16 protein-coding genes and 1 pseudogene are annotated in these 17,686 nt (G+C 54.0%); 13 read left to right on the top strand and 4 right to left on the bottom strand.

Going from position 1 to position 17,686, the window contains the following annotated elements:
* Nucleotides 1–11: 11 nt before the first annotated feature.
* Nucleotides 12–1,493 (bottom strand): dipeptide permease DtpD, encoded by a 1,482-nt coding sequence (gene dtpD / locus G8S19_RS15700; RefSeq protein WP_124021295.1) that lies wholly within the window; start codon nucleotides 1,491–1,493, stop codon nucleotides 12–14.
* 289 nt (nucleotides 1,494–1,782) lie between these two features.
* On the opposite strand from dtpD, the gene ybgI reads away from it, so the two are divergent.
* Genes ybgI through nei form a run of 8 tightly spaced genes read left to right on the top strand, consistent with a single transcriptional unit; the run spans nucleotide 1,783 to nucleotide 8,076 of the window.
* Nucleotides 1,783–2,526, top strand: coding sequence for a radiation resistance protein YbgI (ybgI, locus tag G8S19_RS15695; protein WP_105242157.1), 744 nt, complete (start codon nucleotides 1,783–1,785; stop codon nucleotides 2,524–2,526).
* A gap of 15 nt (nucleotides 2,527–2,541) precedes the next feature.
* The gene (gene pxpB, locus G8S19_RS15690; RefSeq protein ID WP_061067534.1) at nucleotides 2,542–3,198 is read left to right on the top strand and encodes a 5-oxoprolinase subunit PxpB; all 657 of its coding nucleotides are present in this window, start codon (nucleotides 2,542–2,544) and stop codon (nucleotides 3,196–3,198) included.
* The gene (pxpC, locus tag G8S19_RS15685; RefSeq protein WP_061067535.1) at nucleotides 3,192–4,124 is read left to right on the top strand and encodes a 5-oxoprolinase subunit PxpC; all 933 of its coding nucleotides are present in this window, start codon (nucleotides 3,192–3,194) and stop codon (nucleotides 4,122–4,124) included. Before pxpB ends, pxpC begins: the two co-directional genes overlap by 7 nt.
* Nucleotides 4,114–4,848, top strand: coding sequence for a 5-oxoprolinase subunit PxpA (pxpA, locus tag G8S19_RS15680; protein ID WP_124021293.1), 735 nt, complete (start codon nucleotides 4,114–4,116; stop codon nucleotides 4,846–4,848). Before pxpC ends, pxpA begins: the two co-directional genes overlap by 11 nt.
* 53 nt (nucleotides 4,849–4,901) lie before the next feature.
* Complete coding sequence (locus G8S19_RS15675; protein WP_005122560.1) at nucleotides 4,902–5,624, top strand: DUF969 domain-containing protein; 723 nt, start codon at nucleotides 4,902–4,904, stop codon at nucleotides 5,622–5,624.
* Nucleotides 5,621–6,616, top strand: a complete 996-nt coding sequence (locus tag G8S19_RS15670; protein ID WP_124021292.1) for a DUF979 domain-containing protein — start codon at nucleotides 5,621–5,623, stop codon at nucleotides 6,614–6,616. Before G8S19_RS15675 ends, G8S19_RS15670 begins: the two co-directional genes overlap by 4 nt.
* A 9-nt stretch (nucleotides 6,617–6,625) precedes the next feature.
* Nucleotides 6,626–7,270: a pyroglutamyl-peptidase I gene (pcp, locus tag G8S19_RS15665; protein ID WP_101742404.1), complete on the top strand. Its 645-nt coding sequence runs from the start codon at nucleotides 6,626–6,628 to the stop codon at nucleotides 7,268–7,270.
* A gap of 14 nt (nucleotides 7,271–7,284) precedes the next feature.
* Nucleotides 7,285–8,076, top strand: coding sequence for an endonuclease VIII (nei, locus tag G8S19_RS15660; protein WP_124021291.1), 792 nt, complete (start codon nucleotides 7,285–7,287; stop codon nucleotides 8,074–8,076).
* Here the strand turns inward: nei and G8S19_RS15655 are convergent.
* The 3 genes and pseudogenes from G8S19_RS15655 to G8S19_RS15645 all read right to left on the bottom strand — a co-directional run bounded on the left by G8S19_RS15655 (nucleotide 8,073) and on the right by G8S19_RS15645 (nucleotide 10,891).
* Nucleotides 8,073–9,119, bottom strand: a complete 1,047-nt coding sequence (locus G8S19_RS15655) for an AbrB family transcriptional regulator (RefSeq protein WP_048212257.1) — start codon at nucleotides 9,117–9,119, stop codon at nucleotides 8,073–8,075. The genes nei and G8S19_RS15655 overlap by 4 nt on opposite strands.
* Before the next feature lie 174 nt (nucleotides 9,120–9,293).
* Nucleotides 9,294–10,577, bottom strand: a complete 1,284-nt coding sequence (locus G8S19_RS15650) for a citrate synthase (protein ID WP_003022909.1) — start codon at nucleotides 10,575–10,577, stop codon at nucleotides 9,294–9,296.
* Between the two features lie 203 nt (nucleotides 10,578–10,780).
* A pseudogene (locus G8S19_RS15645) lies at nucleotides 10,781–10,891 on the bottom strand (hypothetical protein).
* Between the two features lie 383 nt (nucleotides 10,892–11,274).
* Between G8S19_RS15645 and sdhC the strand changes: the two are divergent.
* The 5 genes from sdhC (at nucleotide 11,275) to sucA (ending at nucleotide 17,684) form a co-directional block, all read left to right on the top strand.
* Nucleotides 11,275–11,679 carry a succinate dehydrogenase cytochrome b556 subunit gene (sdhC, locus tag G8S19_RS15640; protein WP_003831406.1) on the top strand — a complete coding sequence of 135 codons (405 nt, stop codon included), beginning with the start codon at nucleotides 11,275–11,277 and terminating at the stop codon, nucleotides 11,677–11,679.
* Nucleotides 11,673–12,020 (top strand): succinate dehydrogenase membrane anchor subunit, encoded by a 348-nt coding sequence (gene sdhD / locus G8S19_RS15635; protein ID WP_061067540.1) that lies wholly within the window; start codon nucleotides 11,673–11,675, stop codon nucleotides 12,018–12,020. The genes sdhC and sdhD overlap by 7 nt, the downstream gene beginning before the upstream one ends.
* Nucleotides 12,020–13,786: a succinate dehydrogenase flavoprotein subunit gene (gene sdhA / locus G8S19_RS15630; protein WP_101742403.1), complete on the top strand. Its 1,767-nt coding sequence runs from the start codon at nucleotides 12,020–12,022 to the stop codon at nucleotides 13,784–13,786. The genes sdhD and sdhA overlap by 1 nt, the downstream gene beginning before the upstream one ends.
* A gap of 15 nt (nucleotides 13,787–13,801) precedes the next feature.
* Complete coding sequence (gene sdhB, locus G8S19_RS15625) at nucleotides 13,802–14,518, top strand: succinate dehydrogenase iron-sulfur subunit SdhB (RefSeq protein WP_032948848.1); 717 nt, start codon at nucleotides 13,802–13,804, stop codon at nucleotides 14,516–14,518.
* A gap of 364 nt (nucleotides 14,519–14,882) precedes the next feature.
* Nucleotides 14,883–17,684, top strand: coding sequence for a 2-oxoglutarate dehydrogenase E1 component (gene sucA / locus G8S19_RS15620; RefSeq protein WP_048212254.1), 2,802 nt, complete (start codon nucleotides 14,883–14,885; stop codon nucleotides 17,682–17,684).
* Nucleotides 17,685–17,686: the final 2 nt, after the last annotated feature.

The following is a 17,686-nucleotide window of genomic DNA, read 5'->3' as shown; positions in this document are numbered from 1 at the left end:
GGCCCTTACACTCAGGATTCTACCGCCAGCGGACGGTTTCTGAACTTAAGCGACTGGTACAGCCAAATCATCAGCACCAACGCCACACAGGCCAGCGCGCCCCAGGTAATTTCGCTAAAGACATCAATATAGGCGTTGATGGAATAGTTGATAGCACCGGAAGCATCAAACGCGCCCTGTGATGTCTGGTCGGCAATCACACCCGCCAGGTAGTTGGCAATGGCCCCGGAAAGCAGCATATAGATGCCGGTTAATACGCCGGTTACCCCTGGGATCTCAATGCGCGTAATTTGTGACATGGCGACAGGGTCGATAAACAGTTCGGCAAAGCCCATGACCGCTAGCCCCAATACCATCAGCGGCATGGAAGAGTGGCCGTAAGCTGCGGACCAACGGGCGCTTAAGGTCAGAATACAGAAACCCGCACTCATTAACCCCAGACCGAGAGCAAACTTACCCCAGATACGAACGGTACGATTGCCACTCACGCTTTCTTTGACCACCCAGGCCAGCACGATACCGCACAACATAACGGCGAAGGCGTTTACCGACTGAAACATGGCAGTAGGGACTGAATATCCCATCACGTCGCGATTAACAAAACGGTCGATATACAAGCTGATGGAGCTACCACCCTGCTGTGCAAAGGCCCAGAACAACAAGCTGAAGAAGGTCAGCGTGACGATAAGCCCCAGCTCTTTACGCTGTTTCTGCGTTTGCGCCTGACGGTAAATTTTTGCCAGAACAGCCAAACCAATGACGGTGGCGACAATCAGCGCGTACACGGACCACTCTTTCCAGAACAGGACGGTAATTAAAAGCGGTGCGGCGACCAGCAGAACCAGCAGCCAGGCCCAGTTCGGCAGAATGAGCGATTTGGCACACAGCACGGCTTTATTGACGCCGGTGGTGTGAGCGAAATGACGATTCCCGCATAAGAAAATGACCAGCCCGGCCAGCATACCGATAGCAGCCAGCGCAAAGCCCATTGCCCAACTGTACTCTTCCTGCACATAGCCGCAGGCGATAGGGGCAATAATTGAACCAATGTTACCGGCGGCATAGAGCAGAGAGAACCCGCCGTCACGGCGCGGATCTTCTGGTTTATACAATTCACCCAGCAGGCAACTGATGTTGGATTTAAACAAACCGTAGCCACAGACAATAATGGCCAGAGATAAATAGAGAAACACCGGAGCCATTTCACTGGCGCCCAGGACCAGATGTCCCACTGCCATCAAAAATGCGCCAATCATTACCGCCATGCGGTTACCGAGCACTTTATCCGCCAGGTATCCCCCGAGAATAGGCGTGACATACACCAGCGAACAGTAAGCACTGAACAGTTCATACGCGTGATTATCGTTGTACTTAAGCTGGTTAGTGAGATACAGGATCAGCAGTGCACGCATGCCATAAAAACTGAAGTATTCCCAAATTTGCAGCGCGACGACGTAATAAATCGCGCGCGGCTGAGATGCTTGTTTATTCATTATTTTCTCGAAGTAAATGCCTCACGACGGGAGGAACGTGCCGTGTGAGTGTGTTTCCTTAAAGTTGTAACTTTGATACAGATCTGATTATTTTTGCAATATGCTGTCTGATTGCATAAATATACATGAATAAAATCTCATGGTGGTAAGCAATTTACGTTTACAGGCCGCGTGATTGTTTCTTGATGTGTCAGCGAAATGGCTATCGACGAACGGAGATGAGGACGCTATTTTAACTGAAGCTGTGTTGCTGATTGGGCAGGCAGAATTTATGACAACGAGGACGATGATGAAAAACACCGAGCTGGAACAACTGATTAACGACAAGCTGAACAGCGCAGCCATAAGCGACTATGCACCGAATGGTTTGCAGGTTGAGGGCAAAGAAACGGTGCAAAAAATCGTGACCGGCGTAACCGCAAGCCAGGCATTACTGGATGAGGCTGTTCGCCTTGGGGCCGATGCGGTCATCGTTCATCATGGTTATTTCTGGAAAGGCGAATCTCCGGTTATTCGTGGCATGAAGCGCCGGCGTCTGAAAACGCTGCTGGAAAATGACATCAACCTGTATGGCTGGCATCTGCCGTTGGATGCCCACCCCGAACTGGGGAATAACGCACAGCTGGCCGCGCTCTTGGGGATCACGGTGATGGGGGAGATAGAGCCTCTGGTACCGTGGGGGGAACTCTCTATGCCGGTTCCTGGGCTGGAACTGGCATCCTGGATTGAAGCGCGTCTGGGACGTAAACCGTTATGGTGCGGTGATACCGGGCCTGAAAACGTTCAGCGTGTTGCCTGGTGTACGGGGGGCGGTCAAAGTTTCATTGATACCGCAGCCCGCTTTGGTGTTGATGCTTTTATTACCGGGGAAGTTTCTGAACAAACCATTCACTCTGCCCGCGAGCAGGGACTGCATTTCTATGCTGCCGGTCACCATGCTACCGAACGCGGCGGTATTCGTGCATTGAGCGAATGGCTGAATGAAAATACCGATCTGGATGTGACGTTCGTCGACATCCCTAACCCAGCCTGATAAAGAGGGACGAAAGTGCAGCGAGCGCGTTGTTATCTGTTAGGTGAAACCGCGGTGGTTCTGGAGCTGGAACCGCCGATTACGCTGGCAACTCAGAAACGCATCTGGCGTCTGGCCCAGCGTCTGGCTGATGCTCCGAATGTACTTGAAGCCATTCCGGGAATGAACAATATCACGGTGATCCTGAATTCCCCGCAGACGCTGGCGCTGGATGCCATTGAACGCCTGCAACGTTGGTGGGAAGAGAGCGAGGCGATGGAGCCGGATTCGCGCTTTGTCGAAATCCCCGTTATCTATGGCGGCGAATACGGGCCCGATCTGGCCGAAGTCGCCCGGCACAGTGGTTTGAGCGACAAGCAGGTCGTTGAATTGCATGCGTCAGTTGATTATGTCGTCTGGTTTTTAGGGTTTCAGCCGGGATTTCCCTATCTTGGGAGCTTACCGGAACCATTGCATACACCAAGACGAGCCGAACCGCGCTTACTTGTTCCGGCAGGGTCGGTGGGGATCGGCGGGTCACAAACCGGTATCTACCCGATTGCAACGCCCGGCGGGTGGCAATTGATAGGACGTACCGCCGTTAAGCTTTTTGATCCGCAGCGCGAGGAGCCGATCCTGTTACGGGCTGGAGATACTGTACGTTTTGTCCCGCAGAAGGAGGGCGTATGTTAAACATCATTCGTGCTGGCCTGTACACCTCCGTACAGGATGGGGGGCGTCATGGCTTTCGTCAGTCAGGGATAAGTCACTGCGGCGCGTTGGACAAACCGGCATTGAACGTCGCTAATCTGCTGGTAGGAAATGATGCGAATGCTGCTGCGCTGGAAGTCACGTTGGGTCAGCTGGTGGTGGAGTTTGACGCGGATGGTTGGTTTGCCTTGACCGGCGCGGGATGCGAAGCGCATTTGGATCGTACTCCGGTATGGAGCGGTTGGCGGCTGCCGGTTAAAGCCGGACAACGCCTGTCATTAAAACACCCGCATCATGGTATGCGCAGTTACCTGGCGGTGGCGGGCGGTATTGATGTTCCCGACGTTATGGGATCGCGCAGTACCGATTTGAAAGTTGGTATTGGCGGGTTTGAAGGACGTTTGTTACGTGATGGCGATAAGTTGGCGATTGGCGTTTCAACACGACAATTCAATGGCCCACAAGGGGTAAAACAGTTGATGTGGGGCAACCACATTCGTGCGCTGCCCGGACCTGAATATCAGGAATTTGACGAGGCATCGCAGGCATCGTTCTGGCGATCGCCGTGGCGACTGAGCCCACAGAGTAACCGTATGGGGTATCGCCTGCAGGGGCAGCCACTGACACGCGCGACGGACCGCGAGATGTTGTCACACGGTTTGCTCCCCGGCGTGGTACAGGTCCCGCATAACGGGCAGCCAATTGTACTGATGAACGATGCCCAGACCACGGGCGGATATCCGCGTATCGCCTGTATCATCGAGGCGGATATGTATCACCTTGCGCAGATCCCTCTTGGACAACCGATTCACTTTGTTCAGTGCTCGCTGGAAGAGGCGTTGAAGGCGCGTCACGATCAGCAGCGCTATCTGGAACAATTAGCATGGCGACTTAACGATGAAAATTGATTTGAATGCAGATCTCGGCGAAGGCTGTGCGAACGACGCGATGCTGCTCCAACTGGTGTCATCGGCCAATATTGCCTGTGGGTTTCACGCCGGTGATGCGCAGACCATGCTCTTAAGCGTGCGCGAAGCGCTAAAAAATGGCGTGGCAATAGGCGCGCATCCGAGCTTTCCGGATCGGGAAAATTTTGGTCGTAGCGCCATGACCCTGCCTGTGGAAACGGTTTATGCGCAAACGCTGTATCAAATTGGTGCGCTGGCGACCATCACGCGCGCTGAGGGCGGCGTGATGCGTCATGTCAAACCGCACGGCATGCTTTATAACCAGGCCGCAAAAGATCCTGTGCTGGCCGATGCGATAGCCAGAGCGGTTTATGCCTGCGATCCGTCATTGATACTGGTAGGGCTGGCGGGAAGTGAGTTGATCCGTGCCGGAGAACATTATGGCCTGGTGACGCGTCAGGAGGTTTTTGCAGATCGGGGGTATCAGGCTGATGGTAGTCTGGTTCCGCGTAGTCAGCCAGGTGCACTGATCGAAGACGAAGAGCAGGCGCTGGCGCAAACGTTAGAAATGGTGCAGTCCGGGAGAGTAAAAAGTCACAGTGGAACATGGGCAAGCGTAACCGCGCAGACGGTATGCATTCACGGGGATGGTGAGCACGCACTCGCTTTTGCCCGTCGTTTGCGCAGCGCCTTTAATGCATGCAATATTCAAATTAGCACGTAAGTTTATTCATACAAAACAATAAGATATTACACAACAACATAAAGGATTTAATTATGGGAGAGGCTATTTCTCTCTGGCCATTGACGGGGATCGCCGTCATCGTGGTCGGATTTCTTTTACGTTTTAACCCGGTATTGGTGGTTATCGTTGCCGGGATCGTCACCGGGCTGGCAGCGCATATGCCAATCGCCACTATTCTCGAAAAGCTGGGTGAAGGCTTTCTCAACACCCGCAACCTGCCGTTTATACTGCTGATTCCGCTGGCAGTCATTGGTCTGCTGGAACGTCACGGTCTGAAAGAGCGTGCCCAGGCGTGGATCGCGAAAATCCGCAGCGCCACCAGTGGTCGTCTGCTGATTGTCTATCTGTTTATTCGTGAAGCGACCGCCGCGCTGGGCTTGACCAGCCTGGGTGGGCATCCTCAGATGGTACGTCCGTTATTAGCCCCGATGGCTGAAGGGGCAGCGGAGAAAAACCACGGGGAATTGCCGGGGGCCGTGCGTTATCGCCTGCGTGCAATGTCTGCGGCGACTGACAACGTTGGTCTGTTTTTCGGTGAAGACATCTTCGTTGCCTTTGGGGCAATCATTTTCATGCACAACTTTATGCTGGAGTCCGGTGGGATCCAGACCGAGCCACTGCATATTGCTTTGTGGGGGATCCCAACGGCAATTTGCGCCTTCTTGATCCACGGTACGCGCTTGTGGCGTCTGGATAACTATCTGCAGCGTGAGGTGGCGAAAGCCAATGCGGCAGCGAAAGGAGCAGCGCAATGAATTTTCAGCAAAGCTATCTCTACTGGCTGGCGGGTGCGGTACTGTTGATTGTGGCGGTGATGTCATGGCAGGACAAAGCGAACCCACGCCGTCTGAGCACGGGGCTGTTTTGGGGACTGTATGGTGTGCTGTTCCTGCTTGGCGACTGGACGTACTCACTGTTTGGCGACAAACGCGCGGTGCATATTGCCGTCGGTGTTGCGGTGGTTGTCCTGGCGCTGATCGCCGGTTTTGGCGGCGTGAAGCTGGGCAGCTACCATCAGCGTACACAACAACAGCGTGAAGAAAGCGCCAGTCGACTGGGTAATCGCCTGTTTTTCCCGGCGCTGGCTATTCCGGTGGTGACCGTTATCGGTGTACTGATGTTTAATCATATTCCGGGCTTGCAGGATGCGCTGTTTGGGCCAGGGAATCACGCCACACTGGTCACGCTGTTTTCGATGACCGCAGGTTCGCTGATTGGTCTGGCAATGGCGATAAAAATGACCCATGAGCGCGTCCATCAGCCCATTCAGGAAGCCCGTCGTCTGCTGGACTCCATCGGTTGGGCGTTCATCCTGCCGCAAATTCTGGCGACGCTCGGGCTGCTGTTTACGGCTGCAGGGGTGGGCAGCGGCATTTCATACCTGACCCAGGAATACCTCGCGGTAGATAGCCGTTTTATCGCCGTGGCGGTGTACACCATCGGCATGGCATTGCTGACCATGGTGATGGGCAATGCGTTTGCTGCTTTCCCGATTGTGACCGCCGGGATCGGTATTCCAATTCTTGTGTTGCAGCATGGTGGTAATCCCGCGGTGATGGCGGCTATTGGCATGTTTTCCGGCTATTGCGGGACATTGATGACGCCGATGGCAGCGAACTTTAACATCGTGCCTGCAGCCCTGCTGGAGTTACCGGATAAAAACGCGGTGATTAAGGCGCAGGTGCCAACCGGCATACTGTTGTTGCTGGTTAACGTGTTCCTGATGTATTTCCTGATGTTCTTGTAAGGAGGAAGGATGAAAACGGTCTTAATCACCGGATTTGAACCCTTTGGCGGCGAGTCAGTTAACCCTTCCTGGGAAGTGGTCTCCGGGCTCGACAATGCTATCATCGCCGGGTGCCGCGTCGTTGCGCGTCAGCTACCATGTGTGTTTGGCGAGTCTCTGGCCGTACTTAATGCCGCGATTGACGCGCTGTCACCGTCGTTGGTGCTGGCGGTGGGGCAGGCAGGAGGTCGTACCGATATTACCGTTGAGCGTGTGGCGATCAACGTGGACGATGCGCGTATCGCGGACAATCAAGGTCAACAACCGGTAGATGTGCCGATTGTCGCCGAGGGCCCGGCAGCATGGTTTAGCACGCTGCCGATCAAAGCGATGGTGATGGCGATGCGCAACGCGGGAATTCCGGCCTCGGTTTCCCAGACCGCTGGCACTTTCGTGTGTAACCACGTGATGTATGGCCTGCTGCATAAACTACGCGACGCCCCGGCGGTGAAGGGCGGTTTTATCCATATTCCTTATCTGCCACAACAGGCCGCCGCGCACCCCGGAGCGCCAAGTATGGCGAGCGAAACGGTGCGCCGGGCGCTGGAAATTGCCATTGACACTGCATTGCAGGTGAACAGCGATATTGCGGTGACGGGCGGTGCAACACACTAACAAAGGACAGTATTATGCCTGAAGGCCCGGAGATCCGCCGCGCGGCGGATAACCTGGAGGCGGCAGTCAAAGGCAAACCCCTGACGGATGTCTGGTTTGCCTTTGAGCAGTTAAAACCGTATCAATCCCAACTCATCGGGCAGAGTGTTACCCAGCTTGAAACGCGGGGGAAAGCCTTGCTGACCCATTTTTCCAATGGCCTGACGCTGTACAGCCACAATCAGCTTTACGGCGTGTGGCGAGTGGTCAATACCGGCAACATTCCGCAAACCACGCGGGTGCTGCGCGTCAGGCTGCAAACAGAGGATAAAACTATCCTGCTGTATAGCGCGTCTGATATCGAGATGCTGACGCCAGAGCAGCTTACCACCCATCCGTTCCTGCAGCGGGTTGGGCCTGACGTACTGGATGTACGTTTAACGCCCGATGACGTTAAAGCACGTCTGCTTTCATCCCGTTTTCGTAATCGCCAGTTTTCCGGTCTGTTGTTGGATCAGGCATTTCTCGCGGGATTAGGTAACTATCTGCGGGTAGAAATTCTCTGGCTGGTGGGGTTGACCGGGCAACATAAAGCGTCACAGATTAGCGATGAACAGTTGGATGCACTGGCGCATGCGCTGCTTGATATTCCTCGTCTGTCCTACAACACCCGTGGGCTGGCGGATGAGAACAAGCATCACGGGGCGCTGTTTCGCTTTAAGGTTTTTCACCGGGACGGAGAAGCCTGTGAGCGCTGTGGTGGGATCATCGAGAAAACGACACTTTCCTCGCGACCGTTTTACTGGTGTCCGGGCTGCCAGCATTAGGTAGGCTGTCTTGGCGCATGCGCTGAGATAAACCGCGCCACCGCCGGACCGGTCAATAAGATACTGAACAGCCGCAGGGTTTGCATCGCCATGATTAGCGCCATATCGGCGTGGCTGCCTGCGGCAATTACCGCGACGGAATCCACGCCACCTGGGCTGGTCGCCAGATAGGCGGTGAGAAAATCGATTTGCATGTAATGCGCCAGACCCCAGGCCATAGCGGCGCAGATCGCCATCAGTGAAAAAATGGACAACAGGATCTGCGGCAAAGGGCGCAGCGCCATTAAAAAGATCTGCTTGTCAAAACCCAGGCCGATTTGCCAGCCGATGGCCATATACGCTATCGCCAGTAGCCATTCCGGCAGTTCAATTACCATCACACCACCTGCGTTCAGCAGTGCGCCCGCCAGCATAGGCAGGAGCATGACGCCAGAGGGAATACGCAGTAAGCGCCCGGCTATACCGGCAACTGCGGCCAGCAAGATGGTGCTCAACAGATTAATACTCAGCGGTGGAAACCAGACGATTTGCTGACCGACCGTTTGCGCCTGATCGCCCATGACAAATCGGGTTACCAGCGCGGCAGCGCCGACCACCAACAGTACCCGCAGATACTGCATAAAGGCAACCAGGCGGATGTCAGCGCCATAATCCTGCGCCATCGCAACCATCGCGGCTGCCCCACCAGGTGATGAACCCCACGCGCCGGTGTTCCCTGGTAGATTGCTGTAGCGAACCAGCAGCCAGCCGATTACCGCGCTGCTAATGAGGGTTACCAGCAGGATGACAATTACCATCGGCCAGTGTGCCGCAAGCGTGGTTAAAATAGATCCTGTGAGGTTTTGCGCAATCATACAGCCGAGAACGGCCTGCGCGGCAAGAAATGTGCAGCGGGGAGGGTGCAGGGAGATCCCGCGCATACTGAAAATGATACCGACGATCATCGAACCGAGCAGCAATGCGCCTGGGAGATGTATCAACAGGAAGAACAGGGAAAGAAGGAGCGATAGCAGAAACAACAGGCTCCACTGTAAAACAGGCATCCCATGCTCCTGAGTTAAATGACGGAATTCTCAGTAAATCATAGAGAAAGCGTGATGAGAATAAAATAATGTGGATCAATAAAAACAGGCCGGACTCTGGCTTCAACGCCTTGTCCGGCCCGGGAGAGTTGATTGCTGTAAGCCGGACAGGCGCTAACGCTATCCGGCAGATAATTAACGCTTAATATCAGACTTAAAATCACGCTTGTCGTAGCCGGTGTACAGCTGACGTGGACGGGCGATTTTCATGCCATCGGTGTGCATTTCGTTCCAGTGCGCAATCCAGCCAACGGTGCGCGCCATGGCGAAGATAACGGTGAACATGGAGGACGGAATACCCATCGCTTTCAGAATGATGCCGGAGTAGAAGTCGACGTTCGGGTAGAGTTTCTTCTCGATGAAGTACGGGTCGTTGAGCGCAATGTGCTCAAGCTCCATCGCCACTTCCAGCAGATCGTCTTTGGTGCCCAGCTCTTTCAGCACTTCGTGGCAGGTTTCACGCATCACGGTCGCGCGTGGGTCATAGTTTTTGTAAACACGGTGACCAAAGCCCATCAGGCGGAAAGAATCATTCTTGTCTTTCGCGCGGCGAACAAATTCCGGAATGTGTTTAACAGAGCTGATTTCTTCCAGCATTTTCAGGGCAGCTTCGTTTGCGCCGCCGTGTGCCGGTCCCCACAGGGAAGCAATACCGGCCGCGATGCAGGCAAACGGGTTAGCGCCAGACGAACCCGCAGTACGTACGGTAGAGGTTGAGGCGTTCTGTTCGTGGTCGGCGTGCAGGATCAAGATACGGTCCATTGCGCGTTCCAGAATCGGGTTTACTTCGTATTTTTCGCACGGCGTGGAGAACATCATGTTCAGGAAGTTACCGGCGTAGGAGAGGTCGTTACGCGGGTATACGAACGGCTGTCCGATGGAGTATTTGTAGCACATCGCGGCCATGGTCGGCATTTTGGACAGCAGGCGGAAGGCGGCGATTTCACGGTGACGCGCGTTGTTTACATCCAGCGAGTCGTGATAAAACGCTGCCAGCGCTCCGGTGACACCGCACATAACGGCCATCGGGTGAGAGTCGCGGCGGAAACCGTGGAACAGACGCGTGATCTGCTCGTGGATCATGGTATGGCGAGTGACTGTGGTTTTGAACTCGTCGTACTCTTCCTGCGTCGGTTTTTCGCCGTACAGCAGGATATAACACACTTCCAGATAGTTGGACTCGGTCGCCAACTGGTCAATCGGGAAGCCGCGATGCAGCAAAACACCTTCGTCACCGTCGATGAAAGTAATTTTGGATTCGCAGGATGCGGTAGAGGTAAAACCTGGGTCAAAAGTAAACATCCCTTTTGAGCCAAGGCTACGAATATCAATAACGTCCTGACCGAGCGTACCTTTCAGCACATCCAGTTCAATAGCAGCATCACCATTTAGAGTGATTTTTGCTTTAGTATCAGCCATTTACGGTCTCCTTAGCGCCTTATTGCTTAAGACTGCCGGAACTCAAATTTGCCTTCGTGCATCAATAAACCGTTACCAGTTTGTTATTTGGCTCGCCGCTCTGCGAAAGAGGGGATGACCTGGGTACAGAGCTATGGGCGCTTGCAGGTAAAACGGTCTTTTTATGGCGAATAAACTGCAAATCAAGAACTTAGCAATCCGAATTATTTAACCTGTCTATCACTAATAACTGTCCTGAAGGTATTGGTCAATACTTCCACACTGTTACATAACTAAATCTCCGGTGAAAGAGTGACCCCATAACTTTTACGCATTATATGCTTTTTCTGGTGTCGTTTGTAACAACTTTGTTTAATGATTGTCAAATCAGATGATTAAAAATTAAAATAATGTTGTTATCGTGACCTATGTCACTGTTCGGGATAAAACCCGACAAACTATATGTAGGTTAATTGTAATGATTTTGTGAACGTCCTATACTGCCGCCAGGTCTCCGGAATACCCTGCAATCCCGAGCCAACCAGCGTTGTAACGTGTCGTTTTAGCATCTGGAAGCAGTGTTTTATATGACGCGTAGTTATAGTAAGGACGCTGTCTGACCCGCACGCAGACCGGAGGAAGGAAATCCCGTCGTCTTTCAGGCTACAGGTGTCTTCATCTTCTGTACCCGAAGTCCAAAGGGAATAATAAGAACAGCATGTGGGCGTTATTCATGATAAGAAATGTGAAAAAACAAAGACCTGTCAATCTGGATCTGCAAACGATCCGGTTCCCAATCACGGCGATAGCGTCCATTCTCCATCGCGTATCCGGAGTGATCACCTTCGTGGCGGTCGGGATTCTGTTGTGGTTATTGGGTACCAGCCTTTCCTCCCCTGAAGGTTTCCTCACCGCGTCATCCATTATGAATAACTTCTTTGTGGAGTTAATTCTGTGGGGGATCCTGATTGCGCTGGCCTATCACGCCGTTATGGGCATTCGCCATCTGTTGATGGATTTTGGCTATATCGAAGAAACCCTCGAAGCAGGGACACGCTCCGCCAAAATTTGTTTCGTTATTATTGTCGTGCTTTCACTTCTCGCAGGAGTCCTCGTATGGTAAGCAACGCCTCCGCATTAGGACGCAATGGCGTACATGACTTCATTCTGGTTCGTGCTACCGCTATCGTTCTGACGTTATACATCATCTATATGGTCGGCTTCTTCGCCACCAGCGGCGAGCTGACGTTTGAAATCTGGACCGGTTTCTTCTCATCGGCATTCACCAAAGTCTTCACCCTGCTGGCACTTTTCTCCATCTTGATTCATGCCTGGATCGGCATGTGGCAGGTGTTGACCGACTACGTTAAACCTCTGGCTGTGCGCCTGATTCTGCAACTGGCTATCGTCGTTGCGCTGGTGGTTTACGTCATTTATGGATTTGTTGTGGTGTGGGGTGTGTAATGAAACTGCCAGTCAGAGAATTTGATGCTGTTGTGATTGGTGCCGGCGGCGCAGGTATGCGCGCGGCGCTGCAAATTTCCCAGAGCGGTCAGACCTGTGCACTGCTCTCCAAAGTGTTCCCAACCCGTTCCCATACCGTATCTGCGCAGGGTGGCATCACCGTTGCGCTCGGTAATACCCATGAAGATAACTGGGAATGGCACATGTACGACACCGTTAAAGGGTCGGACTACATTGGTGACCAGGACGCGATTGAATATATGTGTAAGACCGGCCCGGAAGCGATTCTGGAGCTGGACCACATGGGGCTGCCGTTCTCTCGCCTCGATAATGGCACCATTTATCAGCGTCCGTTTGGCGGCCAGTCGAAGAACTTCGGCGGTGAGCAGGCGGCACGTACCGCAGCGGCGGCAGACCGTACCGGTCATGCGCTGTTGCACACGCTGTACCAGCAGAACCTGAAAAACCACACCACCATCTTCTCCGAGTGGTATGCGCTGGATCTGGTAAAAAATGCTGATGGCGCGATTGTCGGTTGTACCGCGCTGTGTATCGAAACCGGTGAAGTGGTTTACTTCAAAGCCCGCGCCACCGTGCTGGCGACCGGCGGTGCTGGCCGTATTTATCAGTCCACTACTAATGCCCACATCAACACCGGTGACGGCGTGGGTATGGCTATCCGCGCTGGTGTGCCGGTGCAGGATATGGAAATGTGGCAGTTCCACCCAACCGGTATCGCCGGTGCGGGTGTTCTGGTAACAGAGGGTTGCCGTGGTGAAGGTGGCTACCTGCTGAACAAACACGGCGAGCGCTTTATGGAGCGTTATGCGCCGAACGCGAAAGACCTGGCGGGTCGTGACGTGGTGGCGCGTTCCATCATGATCGAAATCCGTGAAGGTCGCGGTTGCGACGGCCCATGGGGTCCGCACGCCAAGCTGAAACTCGACCACTTGGGTAAAGAAGTACTGGAATCCCGTCTGCCGGGCATTCTCGAACTGTCTCGCACCTTCGCTCACGTTGATCCGGTGAAAGAGCCGATCCCGGTTATCCCAACCTGCCACTATATGATGGGCGGTATTCCGACCAAAGTCACCGGCCAGGCGTTGACCGTAAACGAGCAGGGCGAAGATGTGGTGATCCCTGGGCTGTTCGCAGTAGGTGAAATTGCCTGCGTATCCGTTCACGGTGCAAACCGTCTGGGCGGCAACTCGCTGCTGGACCTGGTGGTGTTTGGTCGTGCGGTGGGTTTGCATCTGCAAGAATCTATCGCCGAGCAGGGTGACCTGCTGGATGCGACCGAAGATGAAATCGATGCTTCTCTGGCGCGTCTGAACCGCTGGAACGGTAACCGCAACGGTGAAGACCCGGTGGTCATTCGCAAAGCGCTGCAGGAATGTATGCAGCACAACTTCTCGGTATTCCGCGAAGGCGATGCGATGGCGAAAGGTCTGGAAGAGCTGAAAGCGATTCGCGAGCGTCTGAAAAATGCCCGTCTGGACGATACCTCCAGCGAGTTCAACACCCAGCGCGTTGAGTGCCTGGAGCTGGACAACCTGATGGAGACCGCGTACGCCACCGCAGTATCTGCAAACTTCCGTACTGAAAGCCGTGGCGCGCATAGCCGCTTCGACTTCCCGGAACGTGATGATGAAAACTGGCTGTGCCATTCCCTGTACCTGCCAGAATCGGAATCCATGACACGACGTCAGGTCAATATGGAACCGAAACTGCGCCCGGCATTCCCGCCGAAGATTCGTACTTATTAATGCGGAGACAGGACAATGAAACTCGAGTTTTCAGTTTATCGCTATAACCCGGATGTTGACGACGCTCCGCACATGCAGGATTACACCCTGGAGGCGGAAGAAGGGCGCGACATGATGCTGCTGGATGCGTTGATGCAGCTGAAAGAAAAAGATCCATCGCTGTCGTTTCGCCGTTCCTGCCGTGAAGGGGTCTGCGGCTCCGACGGTCTGAACATGAACGGTAAAAATGGACTGGCCTGTATCACACCTATTTCTGCGCTGAATCAGCCGGGCAAGAAAATTGTCATTCGCCCGCTGCCGGGCTTACCGGTTGTGCGCGATTTGGTGGTAGACATGGGGCAATTCTACGCACAGTATGAGAAGATTAAACCTTACTTGTTGAATAATGGGAAAAATCCGCCGGCTCGTGAGCATTTACAAATGCCTGAGCAGCGTGAGAAGCTCGATGGGCTGTATGAATGTATTTTGTGTGCATGCTGCTCAACGTCCTGCCCATCATTCTGGTGGAACCCGGACAAGTTTATTGGCCCGGCAGGCCTGCTGGCCGCGTATCGCTTCTTAATTGATAGCCGCGATACCGAGACCGACAGCCGCCTGGAAGGTTTAAGTGACGCTTTCAGCGTATTCCGCTGCCATAGCATCATGAACTGCGTCAGCGTATGTCCTAAAGGGCTGAACCCGACGCGCGCCATCGGCCATATTAAGTCGATGTTGCTCAAACGTAGTGCATAAATAGTTGTTGTTGCCGGGGAAGTGATTCCCCGGTAGTGCAGGAAACCTCTAAAAACTGCCACATTGATAGCAATAATCGTAGCCTGAACAGCGACGATTATTAGACAGTTTTTAAAGGTTCCTTAGCGGACGCAGAAAACACGACAGTCCGCAACAAGTGAACCCCGGCACGCACATCGGTGTGCGTGGTAGTATCCACGGCGAAATACTCGTCATAGATCACGTTGCATGTGCGTTGGCTGCGCTTGCTCACCCCGGTCACTTACTGGATGTAAGCTCCCAGGGATTCGCAAGCTTGCCGCCTTCCTGAAACGTGATCTATTTAGAGTATTAAATAAGCAGAAAAGATGCTTAAGGGATCACGATGCAGAACAGCGCTTTGAAAGCCTGGTTGGACTCTTCTTACCTCTCTGGTTCTAACCAGAGCTGGATAGAACAGCTCTATGAAGACTTCTTAACCGACCCTGACTCGGTAGATGCTAACTGGCGTTCGACGTTCCAGCAGTTACCTGGTACCGGAGTCAAACCGGATCAACTCCACTCAAAAACACGTGATTATTTCCGTCGGCAGGCGTTGATTACCCCACGTTACTCTTCTTCTATTTCCGACCCTGATGCCAATGTGAAGCAGGTTAAAGTCCTGCAGCTCATTAACGCCTACCGTTTCCGCGGTCATCAGCATGCGAATCTCGATCCGCTGGGACTGTGGCAGCAAGAAAATGTGGCCGATCTGGATCCGTCCTTCCACGATCTGACCGATGCGGATTTCCAGGAAAGCTTTAACGTAGGTTCTTTTGCCGGCGGCAAAGACACGATGAAGCTGAGCGACCTGGTTGTCGCGCTGAAACAAACTTACTGCGGCCCGATTGGCGCCGAGTATATGCACATCACCAGCACCGAAGAAAAACGCTGGCTTCAACAGCGTATTGAGTCTGGCCGTGCCGCGTTCAGTAGTGAAGAGAAGAAACGCTTCCTCAGCGAACTGACGGCAGCGGAAGGTCTGGAACGCTACCTGGGTGCGAAGTTCCCGGGCGCAAAACGCTTCTCGCTGGAAGGTGGAGATGCGTTAATCCCAATGCTCAAAGAGATGATCCGCCACGCCGGTAACAGCGGTACCCGTGAAGTGGTGCTGGGTATGGCGCACCGTGGTCGTCTGAACGTTCTGGTTAACGTACTGGGCAAACGCCCGCAGGAACTGTTCGACGAATTTGCGGGCAAACATAAAGAACACCTCGGCACCGGTGACGTGAAGTACCACATGGGCTTCTCGTCGGATATCGAAACCGAAGGCGGTCTGGTGCACCTGGCGCTGGCGTTTAACCCGTCGCACCTGGAAATCGTTAGCCCAGTGGTTATCGGTTCCGTGCGTGCACGTCTGGATCGTCTGGACGAGCCAAGCAGCAATAAAGTGCTGCCAATTACCATTCACGGTGATGCGGCGGTAACCGGGCAGGGCGTGGTTCAGGAAACCCTGAACATGTCGAAAGCGCGTGGTTATGAAGTGGGCGGTACCGTGCGTATCGTCATCAACAACCAGGTGGGCTTCACCACGTCTAACCCGCTGGATGCGCGTTCTACTCCGTACTGCACCGACATCGGTAAGATGGTTCAGGCGCCGATTTTCCACGTTAATGCGGATGACCCGGAAGCGGTCGCTTTCGTGACGCGTCTGGCGCTGGATTTCCGTAACACCTTCAAACGCGATGTCTTCATTGATCTGGTGTGCTACCGCCGTCACGGCCACAACGAAGCCGACGAGCCGAGCGCAACTCAGCCGCTGATGTATCAGAAAATCAAAAAGCATCCGACCCCGCGTAAAATCTACGCTGACAAGCTGGAAGCGGACAAAGTCGCCACGCTGGAAGATGCGACCGAAATGGTCAATCTGTATCGTGACGCGCTGGATGCAGGCGAATGCGTGGTGAAAGAGTGGCGTCCAATGAACATGCACTCCTTCACCTGGTCGCCGTACCTCAACCACGAGTGGGACGAAAACTACCCGAACAAAGTTGAGATGAAGCGTCTGCAGGAGCTGGCAAAACGCATCAGCACCGTGCCTGAAGCCGTGGAAATGCAGTCGCGCGTCGCCAAAATTTACGGTGACCGTCAGGCCATGGCCGCAGGCGAGAAGCTGTTCGACTGGGGTGGCGCAGAGAATCTGGCTTATGCCACGCTGGTTGACGAAGGCATTCCGGTACGTTTGTCGGGTGAAGACTCCGGTCGCGGAACCTTCTTCCACCGCCACGCGGTGATTCATAACCAGGCGAACGGCTCAACTTACACGCCGCTGCAGCATGTGCATAACGGTCAGGGCACGTTCCGCGTATGGGACTCCGTGCTGTCTGAAGAAGCGGTACTGGCGTTCGAGTATGGTTATGCCACGGCAGAACCGCGCACGCTGACCATCTGGGAAGCGCAGTTCGGCGACTTTGCCAACGGTGCGCAGGTGGTTATCGACCAGTTCATCTCTTCCGGCGAGCAGAAGTGGGGCCGTATGTGCGGTCTGGTTATGCTGCTACCGCACGGCTATGAAGGTCAGGGTCCGGAGCACTCCTCTGCACGTCTGGAACGTTATCTGCAACTTTGCGCTGAGCAAAACATGCAGGTTTGCGTCCCGTCTACCCCGGCACAGGTCTACCACATGCTGCGTCGTCAGGCGCTGCGCGGTATGCGTCGTCCGCTGGTGGTGATGTCACCGAAGTCGCTGCTGCGTCATCCGCTGGCAGTGTCTACGCTGGACGAACTGGCAAATGGCACCTTCCTGCCAGCCATTGGCGAAGTCGATGAACTTGATCCGAAAGGCGTGAAGCGTGTCGTGATGTGTTCTGGTAAGGTTTATTACGACCTGCTGGAGCAACGCCGCAAGAATGGCCAAAAAGATGTTGCCATTGTGCGCATCGAACAGCTCTATCCGTTCCCGCATAAAGCGGTGCAGGAAGCGCTGAAACCGTTTGCTCATGTACATGATTTTGTCTGGTGCCAGGAAGAGCCGCTCAACCAGGGCGCATGGTACTGCAGCCAGCATCATTTCCGTGAAGTAATTCCATTTGGGTCAGCTCTGCGTTATGCAGGTCGCCCGGCCTCTGCCTCTCCGGCAGTAGGATATATGTCCGTTCACCAGAAGCAGCAACAAGATCTGGTTAATGACGCGCTGAACGTCGATTAAAT

The sequence above is a fragment of the Citrobacter sp. SX206 genome (assembly GCF_024181025.1).
In the GTDB taxonomy this organism is placed as follows: domain Bacteria; phylum Pseudomonadota; class Gammaproteobacteria; order Enterobacterales; family Enterobacteriaceae; genus Citrobacter; species Citrobacter youngae.
Note: the sequence above shows the minus strand (reverse complement) of the source record. Positions and strands in the feature narration are given on the sequence as shown.

Bases quoted from the DNA above. Each gene is read 5' to 3' on its own strand.
- dtpD (WP_124021295.1), bottom strand. From the start codon at position 1,493: ATGAATAAACAAGCATCTCAGCCGCGCGCGATTTATTACGTCGTCGCG.
- ybgI (WP_105242157.1), top strand. From the start codon at position 1,783: ATGAAAAACACCGAGCTGGAACAACTGATTAACGACAAGCTGAACAGC.
- pxpC (WP_061067535.1), top strand. From the start codon at position 3,192: ATGTTAAACATCATTCGTGCTGGCCTGTACACCTCCGTACAGGATGGG.
- pxpA (WP_124021293.1), top strand. From the start codon at position 4,114: ATGAAAATTGATTTGAATGCAGATCTCGGCGAAGGCTGTGCGAACGAC.
- G8S19_RS15675 (WP_005122560.1), top strand. From the start codon at position 4,902: ATGGGAGAGGCTATTTCTCTCTGGCCATTGACGGGGATCGCCGTCATC.
- G8S19_RS15670 (WP_124021292.1), top strand. From the start codon at position 5,621: ATGAATTTTCAGCAAAGCTATCTCTACTGGCTGGCGGGTGCGGTACTG.
- pcp (WP_101742404.1), top strand. From the start codon at position 6,626: ATGAAAACGGTCTTAATCACCGGATTTGAACCCTTTGGCGGCGAGTCA.
- nei (WP_124021291.1), top strand. From the start codon at position 7,285: ATGCCTGAAGGCCCGGAGATCCGCCGCGCGGCGGATAACCTGGAGGCG.
- G8S19_RS15655 (WP_048212257.1), bottom strand. From the start codon at position 9,119: ATGCCTGTTTTACAGTGGAGCCTGTTGTTTCTGCTATCGCTCCTTCTT.
- G8S19_RS15650 (WP_003022909.1), bottom strand. From the start codon at position 10,577: ATGGCTGATACTAAAGCAAAAATCACTCTAAATGGTGATGCTGCTATT.
- sdhC (WP_003831406.1), top strand. From the start codon at position 11,275: ATGTGGGCGTTATTCATGATAAGAAATGTGAAAAAACAAAGACCTGTC.
- sdhD (WP_061067540.1), top strand. From the start codon at position 11,673: ATGGTAAGCAACGCCTCCGCATTAGGACGCAATGGCGTACATGACTTC.
- sdhA (WP_101742403.1), top strand. From the start codon at position 12,020: ATGAAACTGCCAGTCAGAGAATTTGATGCTGTTGTGATTGGTGCCGGC.
- sdhB (WP_032948848.1), top strand. From the start codon at position 13,802: ATGAAACTCGAGTTTTCAGTTTATCGCTATAACCCGGATGTTGACGAC.
- sucA (WP_048212254.1), top strand. From the start codon at position 14,883: ATGCAGAACAGCGCTTTGAAAGCCTGGTTGGACTCTTCTTACCTCTCT.